13 protein-coding genes are annotated in these 14,400 nt (G+C 49.1%); 7 read left to right on the top strand and 6 right to left on the bottom strand.

Annotated elements, in window-relative coordinates; translation table 11 throughout:
• Window positions 1–332: 332 nt before the first annotated feature.
• The 4 genes from ABD880_RS13330 to ABD880_RS13315 all read right to left on the bottom strand — a co-directional run bounded on the left by ABD880_RS13330 (window position 333) and on the right by ABD880_RS13315 (window position 3,702).
• Complete coding sequence (locus tag ABD880_RS13330) at window positions 333–923, bottom strand: Crp/Fnr family transcriptional regulator (RefSeq protein ID WP_345166972.1); 591 nt, start codon at window positions 921–923, stop codon at window positions 333–335.
• Between the two features lie 241 nt (window positions 924–1,164).
• Window positions 1,165–1,593: an SRPBCC family protein gene (locus ABD880_RS13325; protein WP_345166969.1), complete on the bottom strand. Its 429-nt coding sequence runs from the start codon at window positions 1,591–1,593 to the stop codon at window positions 1,165–1,167.
• 68 nt (window positions 1,594–1,661) lie between these two features.
• Entirely contained in the window at window positions 1,662–2,642 is a 981-nt protein-coding gene (locus tag ABD880_RS13320) for an NAD(P)H-dependent flavin oxidoreductase (RefSeq protein WP_425575832.1), read from the bottom strand.
• Window positions 2,643–2,703: 61 nt separating this feature from the next.
• Entirely contained in the window at window positions 2,704–3,702 is a 999-nt protein-coding gene (locus tag ABD880_RS13315; RefSeq protein WP_345166964.1) for a sugar phosphate nucleotidyltransferase, read from the bottom strand.
• 256 nt (window positions 3,703–3,958) lie between these two features.
• Here ABD880_RS13315 and ABD880_RS13310 point away from each other — a divergent pair, with 256 nt between their 5' ends.
• The 3 genes from ABD880_RS13310 (at window position 3,959) to ABD880_RS13300 (ending at window position 5,966) form a co-directional block, all read left to right on the top strand.
• Window positions 3,959–4,537, top strand: coding sequence for a LemA family protein (locus ABD880_RS13310; RefSeq protein WP_345166962.1), 579 nt, complete (start codon window positions 3,959–3,961; stop codon window positions 4,535–4,537).
• 167 nt (window positions 4,538–4,704) lie between these two features.
• Window positions 4,705–5,169, top strand: a complete 465-nt coding sequence (locus tag ABD880_RS13305; RefSeq protein ID WP_345166959.1) for a TPM domain-containing protein — start codon at window positions 4,705–4,707, stop codon at window positions 5,167–5,169.
• Window positions 5,166–5,966: a TPM domain-containing protein gene (locus tag ABD880_RS13300; RefSeq protein WP_345166957.1), complete on the top strand. Its 801-nt coding sequence runs from the start codon at window positions 5,166–5,168 to the stop codon at window positions 5,964–5,966. Before ABD880_RS13305 ends, ABD880_RS13300 begins: the two co-directional genes overlap by 4 nt.
• Window positions 5,967–6,687: 721 nt before the next feature.
• On the opposite strand, the gene fbaA is transcribed toward ABD880_RS13300, so the two are convergent.
• Window positions 6,688–7,755, bottom strand: coding sequence for a class II fructose-bisphosphate aldolase (gene fbaA / locus ABD880_RS13295; RefSeq protein WP_345166954.1), 1,068 nt, complete (start codon window positions 7,753–7,755; stop codon window positions 6,688–6,690).
• 307 nt (window positions 7,756–8,062) lie between these two features.
• Between fbaA and ABD880_RS13290 the strand changes: the two genes are divergently transcribed.
• The 4 genes from ABD880_RS13290 (at window position 8,063) to ABD880_RS13275 (ending at window position 13,339) form a co-directional block, all read left to right on the top strand.
• On the top strand, window positions 8,063–11,005 hold the full coding sequence (locus ABD880_RS13290; protein ID WP_345166951.1) for a DEAD/DEAH box helicase: 2,943 nt from the start codon (window positions 8,063–8,065) through the stop codon (window positions 11,003–11,005).
• A gap of 158 nt (window positions 11,006–11,163) precedes the next feature.
• Window positions 11,164–11,784 (top strand): hypothetical protein, encoded by a 621-nt coding sequence (locus tag ABD880_RS13285; RefSeq protein ID WP_345166948.1) that lies wholly within the window; start codon window positions 11,164–11,166, stop codon window positions 11,782–11,784.
• A gap of 227 nt (window positions 11,785–12,011) precedes the next feature.
• Window positions 12,012–12,527: a MepB family protein gene (locus ABD880_RS13280; protein WP_345166945.1), complete on the top strand. Its 516-nt coding sequence runs from the start codon at window positions 12,012–12,014 to the stop codon at window positions 12,525–12,527.
• A gap of 197 nt (window positions 12,528–12,724) precedes the next feature.
• Window positions 12,725–13,339: an FEKKY domain-containing protein gene (locus ABD880_RS13275; protein WP_345166942.1), complete on the top strand. Its 615-nt coding sequence runs from the start codon at window positions 12,725–12,727 to the stop codon at window positions 13,337–13,339.
• A gap of 95 nt (window positions 13,340–13,434) precedes the next feature.
• Here ABD880_RS13275 and ABD880_RS13270 read toward each other — a convergent pair whose 3' ends face one another.
• Window positions 13,435–14,112 carry a hypothetical protein gene (locus ABD880_RS13270; RefSeq protein WP_345166939.1) on the bottom strand — a complete coding sequence of 226 codons (678 nt, stop codon included), beginning with the start codon at window positions 14,110–14,112 and terminating at the stop codon, window positions 13,435–13,437.
• Between the last annotated feature and the right edge of the window lie 288 nt (window positions 14,113–14,400).

Here is a 14,400-nt window from a genome sequence, read left to right as displayed (position 1 = left end):
TTAATGAAGTTTCTTCTTTCCACGGTTGATAAAATTTGGGTGAAGAATTTTAGGCTAAACCTGTCTGTAGCAACCAGTACTTCATAACGGCGTTGCTACCTCAGGTTTAACTATACAAAGGTCGGGGGTAGCGGAGCCGAAAAGAATAAGGTACCTTAAGAAATGATTGCAGCTTGCATATTTAGACTACCGCAAGTTTAGCGACAGCGTAACTTGTGGTTCCCTTTATGGTCAGTTTGCAACTGACGCAAGTTGAAAACTTGCTTCAGTGCTAGCCACAAGTTACGCTATCGCTAAACTTGCGGCAGAGAGATCGTCTCTATTTTTCTAGGTCAAGAAATGGCCTGTTGGTAGAGGTCCAGCCCTTCAGACTTGATGGTGCTGAAGAACTCTGGCGTAATGCCCAGGTAGGAGGCAATATGGTACTGCGGAATGCGCTGGCTCAAGTCAGGGAATTTTAGGAGGAAGTCGCGGTAGTTTTCGGCAGCGGTCTGGGTCATGCCAGAGAGCATGCGCTTCTTAAATGCGAAGTACCCGTTTTGGAGCAGTTTTCGGTAAAACAGGTTAAAAACGGGATGCTGCTGCGTGAGCGTCTCAAAGGCATCCACGTTGATCTGCACGTACTGCGTGGGCTCCAAGGCTTGAATAGACAGCAACGCCGGTTTATGAAAAGCCACATCACTTATCCAGTACCGCTCCACCGCAAACTCCAAATTCACCTCTTTACCGCTTTGGTCAATGATAAACGACCGCAAACAGCCGTTCTGCACAAAATACAGGTACAGGTTCTGCTCACCGGTACGCAACAAAAACTCTTTCTTCTTGGCCGTTTTCTCCTCACAGATAGCCAAAAAAGCCGCTTCTTCCTCTGATGTGAGGGAGACGTGTTGGTGCAGGGCAGTTAGAAGGAGTTCTTGGGACAAAGGCATTTATTTTAGCTATTGCTCTCTTTTGTCATCCTGAAAGGACCTTGTGGGCTAACTAGACAGGCAGTGGCTATCTTCTAATTTGACTCTAATTGTAAAAGAATAATTAGGTACACATTCTCAATTAGCATCTGCTACTACAGCTTGCCCCAGGGTCCTTTCAGGATGACAAAAGAGGGGATGGGTATGGGTGCATGTGTATTTATGCACCTGCTTCTGAATGCAGTAGACAAAACACCTACTTCTGCGACTCGGCGTGCTTTTTAAAATTATCCAGAATAGCTTGCCAGCCGTTTCTTTGCAACTCAATAGTGCTCACGTCTTCTACCTCAAACACCTCAGTGACTTTGGTCTGGCCACCCAGGCTCTCAAAGGTGATGCGTACCTGACGGCCATCATCTAGCTTGAGCACAATGCTTTTGTGAGGAATGACCTGCTCGTAGGTACCGGCATAGTCAAAGCCCACGCTTCCGTCTCTGGCTTCCATGCGCCATACAAACCGACCGCCGGGTTGCAGGTCATTGGTAGCGGTAGGGCACTGCCATGACTCATGCGCGAAATTCCATTGGGTAATATGTTCTGGTGTTTCCCAGAGTTGCCATACTTTCTCTACTGGTTGCTGAACAGTAGTTTCTACGGTAAGGGTGGTTTTGTCTTTGGTTTCCATAGGGTATTATTTAGTCAATATGGTCTCTGTAAAGCATAAATGAATTTGGTCTTTATTGCCAAGAAAGCCTACCACTCACTGCAAAATCTGTTCTTTGCTACTATAAACTCCTGCCACATCTCTTGCACAATCTCACCAGCCGGCTGAATACGGTCCACAATAGCGGCGGCTTGGCCAATCTCCAACTCGCCTTCCTCCAAGTCACCTTCATACATGCCGCGTTTGGCGCGTCTGGAGCCTAATAGTTCTGCCAGTTCCTGGGTACTGGCGCCTCTGGACTCGGCCAGTTTAACGTCTTGGTAGAACTTGTTCTTGAGCAAGCGAACGGGCGTGAGTTGTTTCAAGGACAATTCTGTATCTCCTTCCTGCGCGTTCACCACCATGTCTTTAAAACTCTGGTGTGCACTGGATTCCAAACTGGCTACAAAGCGGCTTCCTACTTGTACGCCGTCAGCGCCCAGAGCCATGGCCCCGAAGATGCCTGCCCCATTGGCAATCCCGCCCGCAGCAATCAAAGGCAAACTCACTGCGGCGCGCACCATAGGGATAAGACAGAACGTGGTGGTTTCTTCGCGTCCGTTATGACCGCCGGCTTCAAAACCCTCAGCGACAATAGCGTCTACCCCGGCCTCTTCGCATTTCTTCGCGAATTTGACGTTGCTCACCACGTGGATGACTTTGGCCCCATTGTCTTGTAGTTTCTTGGTCCAAGTCTTCGGGTTGCCCGCCGAGGTCACCACTACCGGCACTTTCTCTTCCATGATAATCTGGAAATGCTGTTCCAAGTCTGGGTACAGCAAAGGCACGTTCACGCCAAATGGTTTATCCGTAGCCGCCTTGCATTTCTGGATATGTTCCCGCAGAATGTCTGGGTACATAGAGCCCGCGCCAATCAAACCCAACCCACCGGCATTACTCACGGCACTGGCCAATTCCCAGCCACTGCACCAAATCATGCCCGCCTGTACAATGGGGTATTCTATGTTAAAGAGTTCTGTAATTCTATTCATTATATAGATGTAAGATATAAGACACAAGATGTAAGACATCTCAAAAATAGAGACGAAAAAATCTTATGTCTTACGTCCTGAGTCTTGTGTCTAAGAAAAGTTAACTACTAAAATCTATCTCCGTGCTGTCACCAATGTTCAACCGTTGGCTTTGGCCTTTGAGCGCTGAGTCTGAGCCTACCAAAGATTCTTGCAAAACGGCGTAGGCCAGTTCTGAGTAGCCGCCAATGATGGAGTCGCGCACGATGGTGTAGTTTAAGATGGCCCGCTCGCCAATGGCCACGTTGGGCCCAATGATAGAATTGCTGATTTGAGCGTCTTTGCCAATGCTTACCGGCGGAATGATGATGGTATTCGGGAATTCTGGGTAATTGGTGTGCTTGAACTCAGGGCGGTTAAGAAGCGTGGCGTTGGCGTGCAGGAGCGTCTCTTTTCTACCGCAGTCAAACCAGTTGTCCACGTCATAGGTGAGCATGGGTTCGCCGTTCTGAATCATGTGCATGAGCGCATCGGTGAGGTGATACTCGTTCTGGGTGCGTATGTCTTGCGCAATGATGTATTCCAGCGCCTCGGCTAAGCCTTTGGGATTGTTGATTTTATAGAGCCCCACCAGGGCTAGGTTAGACTTCGGGATTTTGGGCTTTTCCACCACTTTGGTGATGTAGGCGTCCTGTCCCAGCTCAGTAATGCCAAACATGGTAGGCACCTTCACCTTCTTCACGGCCAGCACCGTTTGGTCAGAGGCCAGAATGGCTTCCATGTTCACGTCCACAATGGTATCGCCTAACTGGATGAGCACCTCTTTTTCATTCTTGAAGGTCTCGCGCGCCGTCCAGAGGGCATGGCCCAGACCTTCACGGGGTTGCTGTACCACAAACTCCATCTCCAGATTGGGGTATTTGCGTTGCACATAGTGCATGATTTTCTCGCCCAGGTAGCCCACCACTAGCACAAACTTGGTAATACCGGCCTCCTGCAGTCGTTCAATAATGTGCCCTAGAATGGCCTTGCCCGCAATGGGCACTAAAGATTTGGGTTGGGTATGCGTATGCGGCCGAAGGCGCGCGCCCATGCCAGCCACTGGTATAATTGCCTTCATAAGAACCTCCTTGAAAAGCTAAAATAACGAAATTGTGGTAGCCAAGGTGTTTTTCTGACAGATAGACCCAATGCCAATACCCAGAATACAGGAGGCCGGCACTTTATACCTAGTCGTTTTTAGGCTGTTTTCTAGGAAATAGACCAAAAACGCATATTTTTATGGGATTGTGCGTATGAGGATTACCCGAACCCAAAACGTGCGGTTCAACGGCAAAAGAACTATATTACACGCTAGATAAAACTACCCTACAACTATGAAAAAATTATTGCTTTACTTCTTCGGACTGGTGGTCCTGGTGTCCCAGTCTTCTTGCGGTTACAATGAGATGGTGAACCTGGACGAACAGGTGTCTGGCCAATGGGGACAGGTACAAAACGCCTACCAGCGCCGCGCCGACCTTATCCCTAACCTGGTGAACACCGTGAAGGGCGCCGCCAACTTTGAGAAATCAACGCTAGAAGCTGTGGTAGAAGCCCGTGCAAAGGCTACCAGCATCAACATCAACGCTGATGAACTCACGCCAGAGAACATTGCCAAGTACCAAGAGGCCCAAAGCCAATTGAGCGGTTCTTTGTCAAGGTTAATGGCCACCGTAGAAGCCTATCCAGATCTTAAGGCCAACCAGAACTTCCTGGAGTTGCAGGCCCAGTTGGAAGGCACCGAAAACCGCATAGCGGTGGAGCGCAACAAGTTCAACCAGACGGTGCAGCAGTACAACACTTACATCAGGTCATTCCCGCGCAATATCTACGCCGGCTGGTTTGACTTTGAGAAGAAAGGCTACTTTGAGGCCGAAGCCGGTGCCCAGAAAGCTCCAACGGTTCAATTCTAAAAAGACGCAAGATATAAGACACAAGACGTAGGACTGTCAACGCCTCAGTTCTATGTCCTTGCACAATCCTCCTTATCGTTTTCGGCCTGTTTTACCCAAAACAGGCCGAAAACGCATTTCTTAAAAATGACTCGAGACTCAGGACTCAGAACTCAAGACTCATCAACATGCCCCGCGATACCATCACCCCAGCAGACGAGGCCGTCATTGTAGCGGCCATTGAAGAAGCAGAGACCAACACCTCTGGTGAAATACGCGTGCACTTTGAGAATACCTGTGAGATAAACGTGCTGGACCGGGCCACGCAGGTGTTTGCCGCATTGCACATGCACGAGACCAAACTGCGCAACGGCGTGCTGTTCTACATAGCCCTCAAAAGCCATAAGTTTGCCGTGCTAGGCGATGGCGGTATTAATGCCGTGGTGCCTCCGCATTTCTGGGAAGACATCACCCAGCAGGTGGTGGCAGATTTCAAGCAGGAGAAGTATTCTGAAGGCTTGGCCAAAGCCATCAGAACGGCCGGCGAACAGCTCAAAAGCTATTTCCCGTATGCCGGTGCGCACAAAGACATTAACGAGCTGGCTGACCATGTCTCGTTTGGAAATCCCTCTAAAGAAGACCCTACCTCATGAAAAATTACCTATGGCTTTTAGGGTTGCTATGGAGTGCGTCATTTACCCTTTTTGCTCAAACCCAGGACAAAGATTTTCCGCCGAGGCCTACGCCCCCGCGGTTGGTTAATGACTTGGCAGATATTCTGAGTCCGCAGGAAGAGGCGGCGCTGGAGCAGAAGCTAGTGGCCTACAGTGACAGTACCTCTACCCAGATTGCCATTGTCAACATCACCTCCATTGGCGGGTATGACATCTCTGACTACGCTTTTAGATTAGGCGAACAATGGGGCATTGGGCAGAAGGAAAACGACAACGGTATTCTTATCCTTACCGCGGTCAATGAACGTAAAGTCTACATTGCCACCGGCTATGGCATGGAAGGCGTCTTACCAGATGCCATTGCCAAGCGCCTCACCGAGGGTACGCTTAAATCTAACTACCAAAAACAACAGTTCTACCAAGGTTTAGACCAGGCCACAACGCAAATCATTACCCGTGCGGCCGGTGAGTATAAAGCAGACCCGCGCCAACGTCAGCGGCAAGGCCAAGAGGAAGGCGGTATTCCTACCCTTTGGATTATCATTGGCATCATGATTCTCATCTTCATCATCAGTCGCCGAGGCGGTGGTGGTAGAGGTGGCCGCAGAGGAAGCGGTTTTGGAGGTCCATTTATTCCCCCTATCATCTTCGGAGACTTCTCCGGCGGACGCGGCGTCTTTGGCGGCGGAGGTGGTGGCTTTGGAGGAGGCGGAGGCGGTTTCGGCGGCTTTGGGGGCGGTAGCTTCGGAGGTGGCGGTGCCGGGTCAGATTGGTAACAGAAGGCTTTCGCTTGGATTGATTTTGCAGAAGCGTTTTTGGCTTGTTTTCTAGGAAACAGGCCAAAAACGCTTCTTTTGCTTACTAGCTGCTTTGTCCCCCTTTGAAGGGGGTTGGGGGATGACTTGGTGCAGCTGATTCCTATTTTCTGTCACTACCACCCACCACTGTCGTTCTCAATTTTCTCTTTCTTACTTTCTGCTCGCGTTTGTCACTTTTCTCCTTGATGTTCAACCTAACCAAAAGAATCAAGAGCCCCCGAACTCGCTGACCGCTCAGACAGGGCGGGGGCTCAAAGTGATGCACCGTGAGAAGTGACTTGTTCCATCGTAAGCTTAGGCCACTACCAAGCGAGAGACCATTACTTTCTCCCTCGGGCAAAGAGACTTAAACTGAACAGTCTCTTTCCCCTCGGTCAAGGGCAGGCGGACAGCGGTTTGAGGGGTTGGAATGTTTATATGCGCTGGCGCGGAGTTCATCGTAGAGACCAGGCACTGCCTTGTCTCTGACGCATATCCTTTTTCTGCTAGTCTACCTTTTCTCAAAAGTCCTCTTAGCATCCGGCAGGACCTGCGAGCGTCTGCACCAAGGACCGTTTGGGCTTGTTTCCACCAAAAAAGCCAAAAACGAAAAAGCCGGCCCCAAAGGACCGGCTTTTTCGTTTTTGTAAGTGATGCACTTGAAATAGCACATCATCACATTATACAATTAGCACATTAATTAAGCGTTGCGGTTGATGCAGTTCAGGTCTTCGAAGGCTTCTTTCAAGCGGGTGATGAACGCCTCTTCGCCTTTGCGTAACCATACGCGTGGGTCGTAGTGCTTCTTGTTCGGGCTGTCTTCGCCGTCTGGGTTGCCAATCTGGCCTTGCAGATAGTCGCGCTTGCTCTCGTAGTAGTTCTTCACGCCGTCCCAGAAGGCCCACTGCATGTCTGTGTCAATGTTCATCTTAATGGCGCCGTACTCAATGGCTTCTCTGATTTTCTCTTTCTCAGAGCCAGAACCACCGTGGAATACGAAGTCAACCGGGTTAGGGCCTGTGCCTAGTTTCTCCTGGATGTACTCTTGTGAGTTCTTCAGGATTTCTGGACGAAGCTCTACGTTACCTGGCTTGTACACGCCGTGCACGTTCCCAAAGGCGGCAGCTACCGTGAAGCGGTTGCTTACTTTGTTCAGTTCGGTATAAGCATGGGCTACGTGCTCAGGCTGGGTGTACAGGTGAGCGCTGTCAACATCAGAGTTGTCCACGCCATCTTCTTCACCGCCAGTGACACCCAGCTCAATTTCAATGGTCATGCCCAGCTTGTTCATGCGCTCCAGATAAGTAACGCAGGTGCTCACGTTCTCTTCCAATTCTTCTTCAGAAAGGTCTAGCATGTGTGAGCTGTACAAAGGCTTGCCGTGCTGTGCGAAATACTTCTCACCAGCGTCTAGCAAACCGTCAATCCAAGGAAGGAGTTTGCGGGCGGCGTGGTCAGTGTGTAGAACCACTGGTACACCATACGCCTCGGCCATTAAGTGCACGTGCTGAGCGCCAGAGATGGCACCGGCAATGGCGGCGGCCTGTCCGTCGTTGTTCAAGCCTTTACCGGCGAAGAACTGGGCACCGCCCTGTGAGAACTGGATGATAACGGGGGAATTCACTGCCTTGGCGGTTTCCAGAACAGCGTTGATGGAGTTGGTGCCAATCACGTTGACGGCTGGCAATGCAAAGTTATTGTCGTTTGCGTACTTGAATAGTTCCTGCACTTCGTCGCCGTGCAGAACACCAGATCTAAATTTAGGCATGGGTTGGCTTTTTGGTCTTTGGACAAAACTAACTAATTATTGCTTAGCTTCTAAGGTTTCTTCTGCTGGATTAATGCCTCTTGCAGGATTCATGCATAAAATAGAAGCAAGGGCTTAAGAATTAAATAGCATCAGCGCACTGCCTACGGTTTTTATGAATGAAAGGCTTGTTTTTAGGCCAGTTTCTGGAAAACAAGCCGAAAACGGTTTCTGACGCTATATCACTCTTAAGGCAAAAAACTCATTATTTCTCAGGCAGCCTCCAAAATATGTAGTACTTTCAAAGTTAAGATTGTTTGCGCCTGCCATGAAAGTCTATACCACACAGCCTTTTCAGATTATCTACTCTTTGTTGGAGCATGAATATCTGGGCTATCTGTTTGAGTCTTTCGTGATCCAGGTAAACTCCAAGAAACAGCTCACGCTCCAGCACCAGAACATTTCGGCTAAGAACGCAGATGAGTTTTCAGCGAGGTTGGACGAGACCGATTTCCAGCTCATCAAACTCATTGACCAGATACAGCAGGAGGCGGTGTTCAAGAAGTTTGCCGTCAAGAAAGGCACGCTGGCAGACTTCTTCCTGAAGACCTATGACCCGGTAAAAGGCGACAAGCTCTTGCAGGAGAACATCCTGCATTACGTGCAGACCCGCATGGCCAAGATTCTGACCTTGCTCCAAAACAAGATGACGTTCATCATGGGCAAGGACGGCGAGCCTACCTGGAAGCGTATTGAATCGGCCACAGAGAAAGCCACCGTGCTGTTCCATTTTGTGCGCAACCCAGACAACACCCACTATTTCCCCACCATCAAGTACCAGGGAGAGCGGATAGATTTCCAGTACAAGGACGCCGTGCTGGTGTGCCATGAGCCGGCCTGGCTCTTGCTCAATGACACGCTCTACAGTTTTGAGAAAGAGGTGGACGGCAAGAAGCTTCAGCCGTTTTTGAACAAGCGGTTTATTGTAGTGCCCCGCAACGTGGAGGACAGCTATTACCGCAAGTTTGTGGCCCCGCTGGTAGAGCAGTTTGACGTCTATGCCCGTGGCTTTTTGATAAAATCTGAGCGCTATACACCGCAACCGCAGATTGTCTTCTCAGAGCTGGCAGTGGCAGAAACCTCAGTGGCTTTGTTCACGGCGGGAGGCGAGATGCTGGAAGAAGAGGAGATAGTACAGCCGTCGGGTGCCGATAAGATGGTGTTTCAACTCAACTTCCAGTACGGCACGTACAACCTTCCCATGCAAGACGCCAAAAAAATGAGCGTGAGCGTGGAGAAGACTTCTGACTCCTACATCTTTCATAGAGTGCACCGGGACCTGGAGCAGGAGCGCCATTTTGTGCGGGAGCTGGCGAGTCGGGGTTTGGAGATTAGGAACGGGAAGGCGGTGTTGGACAAGGCCTCGGCGTTTAGCTGGCTGAACCAGTACGCGGGTGCGCTGGAGGAGCTGGGCTTCTCTTTAAAGCAGAACCAATCAGACAAGAACTACTTCATCGGGGAGACCTCGGTGAACGTGGGCATCAATGAGAACAACGACTGGTTTGACATTTACGGGACGGTGCGCTTCGGGCCGTATGAGATTCCGTTTATCAAACTCCGAAACCATATCTTGACCAAACGGCGCGAATACAAACTGCCCAACGGCCAGATTGCCATCATCCCCGAGGAATGGTTTACGCAGTACCTGGAGCTCTTCGCGTTTGCCGAGGGGGAGGACGATGAGCTGAAACTGCGCAAGCACCACTTGGCGCTGGTAAGCGACCTGCAGAACGGCAACCTAGCTACCGTGACCATGACCCGCAAGCTGGAGAAGCTCCGCGAGTTTGAAACAGTAGAGGACAAACCTTTGCCCGAAGGCTTTAAAGGCGAACTTCGTCCTTACCAGAAAGCTGGGTATAATTGGCTCCATTTTGTGCAGGACTACCACTTCGGGGGCTGTCTGGCAGATGACATGGGTCTGGGTAAAACCGTGCAGACGCTGGCCATGCTTCAGCACCGCAAGGAGAACGGCGCCCAGAGTGCCTCTTTACTAGTCATGCCTACTTCCTTGATTTACAACTGGCTCGCCGAGGCTCAGAAGTTTACCCCGCACCTGCGCATTCTGGTCTACACGGGCACGTACCGCACTAAAAACGTATCGCAGTTCAAGCACTATGATGTGGTTTTGACCTCTTATGGCATTGTGCGCCTGGACTCAGAGCTTCTGCAGAAATATTACTTTGACTACATCATCCTGGATGAGAGCCAGGCCATCAAAAACCCGAACTCCAATACCTCAGAAGCCATCCGGGAGCTCAAATCAAAACATCGGTTGATTTTGACGGGTACGCCCGTGGAGAACAGCATCATGGACCTCTGGAGCCAGATGTCCTTTATTAATCCGGGCTTGCTGGGCACGCAGGCATTCTTTAAGAAGGAGTTCCTGAAGCCTATTGAAAAGCTCAAAGACGAGCACAAGACTAAGCGTCTGCACGCGCTCATCAAACCGTTCATTCTGCGCCGGCACAAAAGCCAGGTGGCCCGTGAACTGCCCGAAAAGATTGAGCAAATCACCTATTGCAAGATGACCGAGGAGCAGGAGCACGCTTATGAAGAAACTAAATCCTTCTACCGCAACAAAATCCTGAAGACCATTGAGGAGCAGGGCGCGGCCAAAAGCCAGTTCATGCTCTTGCAGGGCTTGATGAAGTTGCGTCAGATTGCCAACCACCCCCGTATGGCAGACCCGTCCTATGAGGCGGAGTCTGGTAAATTGGGCGAGGTGATGCGCCTGACCAAAACCGTGGTGAGCAAAGGACACAAGGTATTAATCTTCAGTCAATTTGTGAAGCACCTGGACATTGTGCGCACTTCTCTGGACGAGCGCAAGATCAAGTACGCCTACTTGGACGGCTCCACCAAAGACCGTCAGGCCCAAGTGAACACCTTCCAGAACGACCCCAACCTGCCGGTCTTCTTAATTTCCTTAAAAGCCGGGGGCGTAGGCCTCAACCTCACCGCCGCCGACTATGTCTTCATCCTGGACCCTTGGTGGAACCCCGCCGTGGAAGCCCAGGCCGTAGACCGCGCCCACCGCATAGGCCAGCAGAACACTGTCTTCACCTACAAGTTCATCACCAAGAATAGCGTAGAGGAGAAGATCCTGGCCTTGCAAGACAAGAAACTCCAACTGGTCTCAGACCTCATCTCCACGGATGAGGCCGTCATAAAAAACCTCACCAAAGAGGATATTGAGAGCTTGTTAAGCTAAGGCGTTTTTGGGCTGTTTTAGAAAAAAGAGGCTGAAAACGACATCTCTTTAAAACTCTTAATTTATTTAAGTGAAGGCACTTACCTTCTCTCTATTTCATCTATTAAGTTATCACGCAATTCATACCACTAAATCTATTCCTACTAAATCCTTTTATCATGAAAATCAAATCTTTGGGCGCCATCAAACAACTTCTAGTATGGTGTCTTCTTGTTGGTACACTAGCCTCATGTGGAAAAGACGATGACCCAACCCCACTGGCTGAACTAGATTACGCTCCAGTCACAAAAGGTTCTACCTGGTCTTACATTGGTGCTAGAACCTATACCCAAACGTCTTTGGGGTCTACCAAAAATATGAATGGGAAAACCTACCACGAATTTGAAAATAAGGAAGGCTCAAATACCACTTTACATTATCTGCATAAAGAAGCAGGTGTTTATACAACTAATGGGCAAGACCCAAGAATGGGGAATGTAGAAATGACCTTCTTAAAAGAAAAAGAAGCGGTAGGGGCTACCTGGGAGCAAGATTTGGCAGTGAATGGCAGTACTTCTAAGTATAAATTCACTCTAGTAGGCAAAAACCTAACTAAGACGGTTGAGGGTAAAGAGTATAAAGAGGTTATTCACATTAGGCTAGATGTCTCTATTCTTTTTATGGGACAAACCATACCTGCTTCTTCTGCCAATTATTTTTATGCTAAAGGAGTGGGATTGATTCTCAGCGACTTTGGCAGTATGGGTAAAATCTCTTTAAAATCTTATACCATCAAATAATTTGTTTTTTAGAGTGCTCCTCTCTAATCTATTAGCAACATTATTCTATAAGTAGAAGCCCCATCAATTTAAAGTTGATGGGGCTTATTCATGCCAAGGAAAGTGAATGTTAGTTAAAGTGAAGTTTGCCACCGAATGAACAGTGACTTTCAGTTAAATTATAAAGCCGCAATAGCTTCAAATCTTTTAGATGACACTAAGTAAAACCATCAGCAATCCCATCATCAATGATTGAAATAGAAACCCTGAATAGCGGATTGTCTGAGGCTATAAAAGAAGTATACAATGCGTGTTCACTCCACATTACAGACTTTGAAGTGGAGCCAGAAAGCCAGGAATACAAAGCTTGTCGGTTTAGGGTAAATGGAGCGGTTGTTATGGGTAGAGAGGCGAAGGTAACACCTAAGAAGGTAGGGCAGTTTGTGACCTTTTGGCAAAGAAACGAGACAGGCATCATTGCGCCATTCTCTGAAACAGATGCCTTTGACTACTACACGGTGAACGTTAGGACGGAGAATCGCTTCGGGCAGTTTGTATTCCCAAAGGCGGTGCTCATTAAAAAAGGCATTATCTCTACAGAGCAAAAAGAAGGGAAGAGGGCGTTTAGGGTGTATCCGCCGTGGGATATGGTACATAGCAAGCAAGCGGAGCAATCTCAGAAATGGCAGTCAGCGTTTTTTCTAGACTTGTACCCGGCCACAGATAGAACCCGCGCGAAGGACTTGTACATTAACCACCTTTAATCGTTTCGTTTTTGGCTTATTTCTTGGAAAATAGCCCAAAAACAGAGAAGCCCAGCCACTAGAAATGGATGGGCTTTTTCATGTCAGGTAAAGGTTAATGTTTTGTTAAAGGTAAGACGGGCGTTAGCTGTCCTGCAATTTTTCTGGTAAATAGAAAGTATTGAATCACTTACCTTCTATACAGCCAAAAACCAGCTATGAAAAATTGTATACTTACCATCTTCTTTCTTTTTACACTCACCGTTTCCCAAGCCAAAGAAATAACCGCCAACGTAGTTTTTGAGAATAGAACCGGCAAACAGCTCACGGCGGGTAAATTCTATATCAAGGAGTTAGGCAAAACACTAGACATTACTTCTGGTGCAGATTTCACGGTGACACTGCCTGAGAAAGGGAAATACAGCTTCGCGTTTAAGTCTGATGAGTTTGAGGCCTACACCGTGTACCCAGCCAGAATCACCGAAAACAAGAACACCATCACCATCCGGTTAATGGCTAAGCACACAGAGGATGTGATGAAAATAGACATACTTACCCCGCGCATAAATGGGTTAAATAATGAGCAGCTGGAAACATTAATGGCCCAGGGACAGCTGAATTTTATCTTCCACTGTATCTACAAGCTCAATTTAGACTTCACGGCGTTTCAGGTGACGTATGGCATTGGCTATGCTTCCAAAAACTGCATCATTGACCCACTTACCCTTAAGCAAACTGCAGAGCATAATAGAAGGCTTGAGCAATACTTGAATGAGAAGTACGGCGAAGGCTGGAAGCAGGACTTGCCGGCTTACCCCTTGGGGATAAAGTAGCGTTTTTGGCTTGATTTCCGGAAAACAGGCCAAAAACGCAGAAGCCCCGTCCACTAGAAATGGGCGGGGCTTCTGCGTTCTACATTCACGTATCGTTACACCTTCAGCTTGGCGTAGGGGATTCTTTTGGCGGCTTTGCGGGTGATGGCTTTGGTGATGGTGTTGGTGTCACTGCCCAGGTAGCGTTCCAAGGCTTTCTCATAGTTCCAGAGCAGACTGCCGGTGGCCCCGTCGTAGATCTTCATGACGGCCATGCCGGTGTTGGTAGGGGCGCCCAGAGATATGTTGGGAGTAGCCAACAACTCATAGATGGCCATGGCCGCAGCCACGCCGTTAGAAAAAGGCTTGTCAGTGGTGAGAGAGCCCATCATGACGGCGTCTACGCCCAGCATTTGCGCTAGCTCTGCAGGGGTGTACTTGGTCAGCTCTTCGGGTTGGATGTCCTGCTCCAGCAAGATGGCGTTGGTGGTGGCAATGTCCTGCACCTTTACCTTCTCCTTTTTCTTGTTGATGGTCTGCAAGAAGTGCACCTGCAAGGCCCCTTGGATGGCGCGTCCGTGCTGGCGCTCCAATTCATAATGACGCTCTTCGGTCATGTCCCGCATCTCGTTCGGGCGCAGGCCCACTTTCACGTCAAAAGGCAGGATGGCAATGGTCTTGTGCTGTTTGGCCACCGCCGTAAAAGACGGATTGGTGTACACAGATGGGCTACAGCTCTGCAGACTGCACGCGGCGGCTAGTAGGGCCACCAAGAAAAAATGCTTCGGTTTCATGATATGGATATACTTAACTAGTAATAAGGGGCAGACTATTCAACCTAAAAGCTGGAGGAGACTCTTCAAAGGTTTTTAATGGTCTGGGTATAGGCAAGATGCACGGGGGAGGAGAATGGTTGCCTACGTATAAATAGATGGGTAAACCTGCCTTTACCCCTATGCGCCGCTGGGTAAAATATTCCAGTAAGGGTCAATCGTTTTTGGCTTGATTTTCAGAAAACAGCCTAAAAACAAACCGCGCCTGCCAGAATTCCTCCAGCAGGCGCGGCCTTGCTTGTCCTATGG

The sequence above is a fragment of the Nibribacter koreensis genome (genome assembly GCF_039541795.1).
In the GTDB taxonomy this organism is placed as follows: Bacteria; Bacteroidota; Bacteroidia; order Cytophagales; family Hymenobacteraceae; genus Nibribacter; species Nibribacter koreensis.
Note: the sequence above shows the minus strand (reverse complement) of the source record. Positions and strands in the feature narration are given on the sequence as shown.

What these genes read in the sequence shown, in the direction of transcription:
- ABD880_RS13325 (WP_345166969.1), bottom strand. Translation starts at nt 1,593, where the DNA reads ATGGAAACCAAAGACAAAACCACCCTTACCGTAGAAACTACTGTTCAG.
- ABD880_RS13320 (WP_425575832.1), bottom strand. Translation starts at nt 2,642, where the DNA reads ATGTCTTACATCTTGTGTCTTATATCTTACATCTATATAATGAATAGA.
- ABD880_RS13315 (WP_345166964.1), bottom strand. Translation starts at nt 3,702, where the DNA reads ATGAAGGCAATTATACCAGTGGCTGGCATGGGCGCGCGCCTTCGGCCG.
- ABD880_RS13310 (WP_345166962.1), top strand. Translation starts at nt 3,959, where the DNA reads ATGAAAAAATTATTGCTTTACTTCTTCGGACTGGTGGTCCTGGTGTCC.
- ABD880_RS13305 (WP_345166959.1), top strand. Translation starts at nt 4,705, where the DNA reads ATGCCCCGCGATACCATCACCCCAGCAGACGAGGCCGTCATTGTAGCG.
- ABD880_RS13300 (WP_345166957.1), top strand. Translation starts at nt 5,166, where the DNA reads ATGAAAAATTACCTATGGCTTTTAGGGTTGCTATGGAGTGCGTCATTT.
- fbaA (WP_345166954.1), bottom strand. Translation starts at nt 7,755, where the DNA reads ATGCCTAAATTTAGATCTGGTGTTCTGCACGGCGACGAAGTGCAGGAA.
- ABD880_RS13290 (WP_345166951.1), top strand. Translation starts at nt 8,063, where the DNA reads ATGAAAGTCTATACCACACAGCCTTTTCAGATTATCTACTCTTTGTTG.
- ABD880_RS13285 (WP_345166948.1), top strand. Translation starts at nt 11,164, where the DNA reads ATGAAAATCAAATCTTTGGGCGCCATCAAACAACTTCTAGTATGGTGT.
- ABD880_RS13280 (WP_345166945.1), top strand. Translation starts at nt 12,012, where the DNA reads ATGATTGAAATAGAAACCCTGAATAGCGGATTGTCTGAGGCTATAAAA.
- ABD880_RS13275 (WP_345166942.1), top strand. Translation starts at nt 12,725, where the DNA reads ATGAAAAATTGTATACTTACCATCTTCTTTCTTTTTACACTCACCGTT.
- ABD880_RS13270 (WP_345166939.1), bottom strand. Translation starts at nt 14,112, where the DNA reads ATGAAACCGAAGCATTTTTTCTTGGTGGCCCTACTAGCCGCCGCGTGC.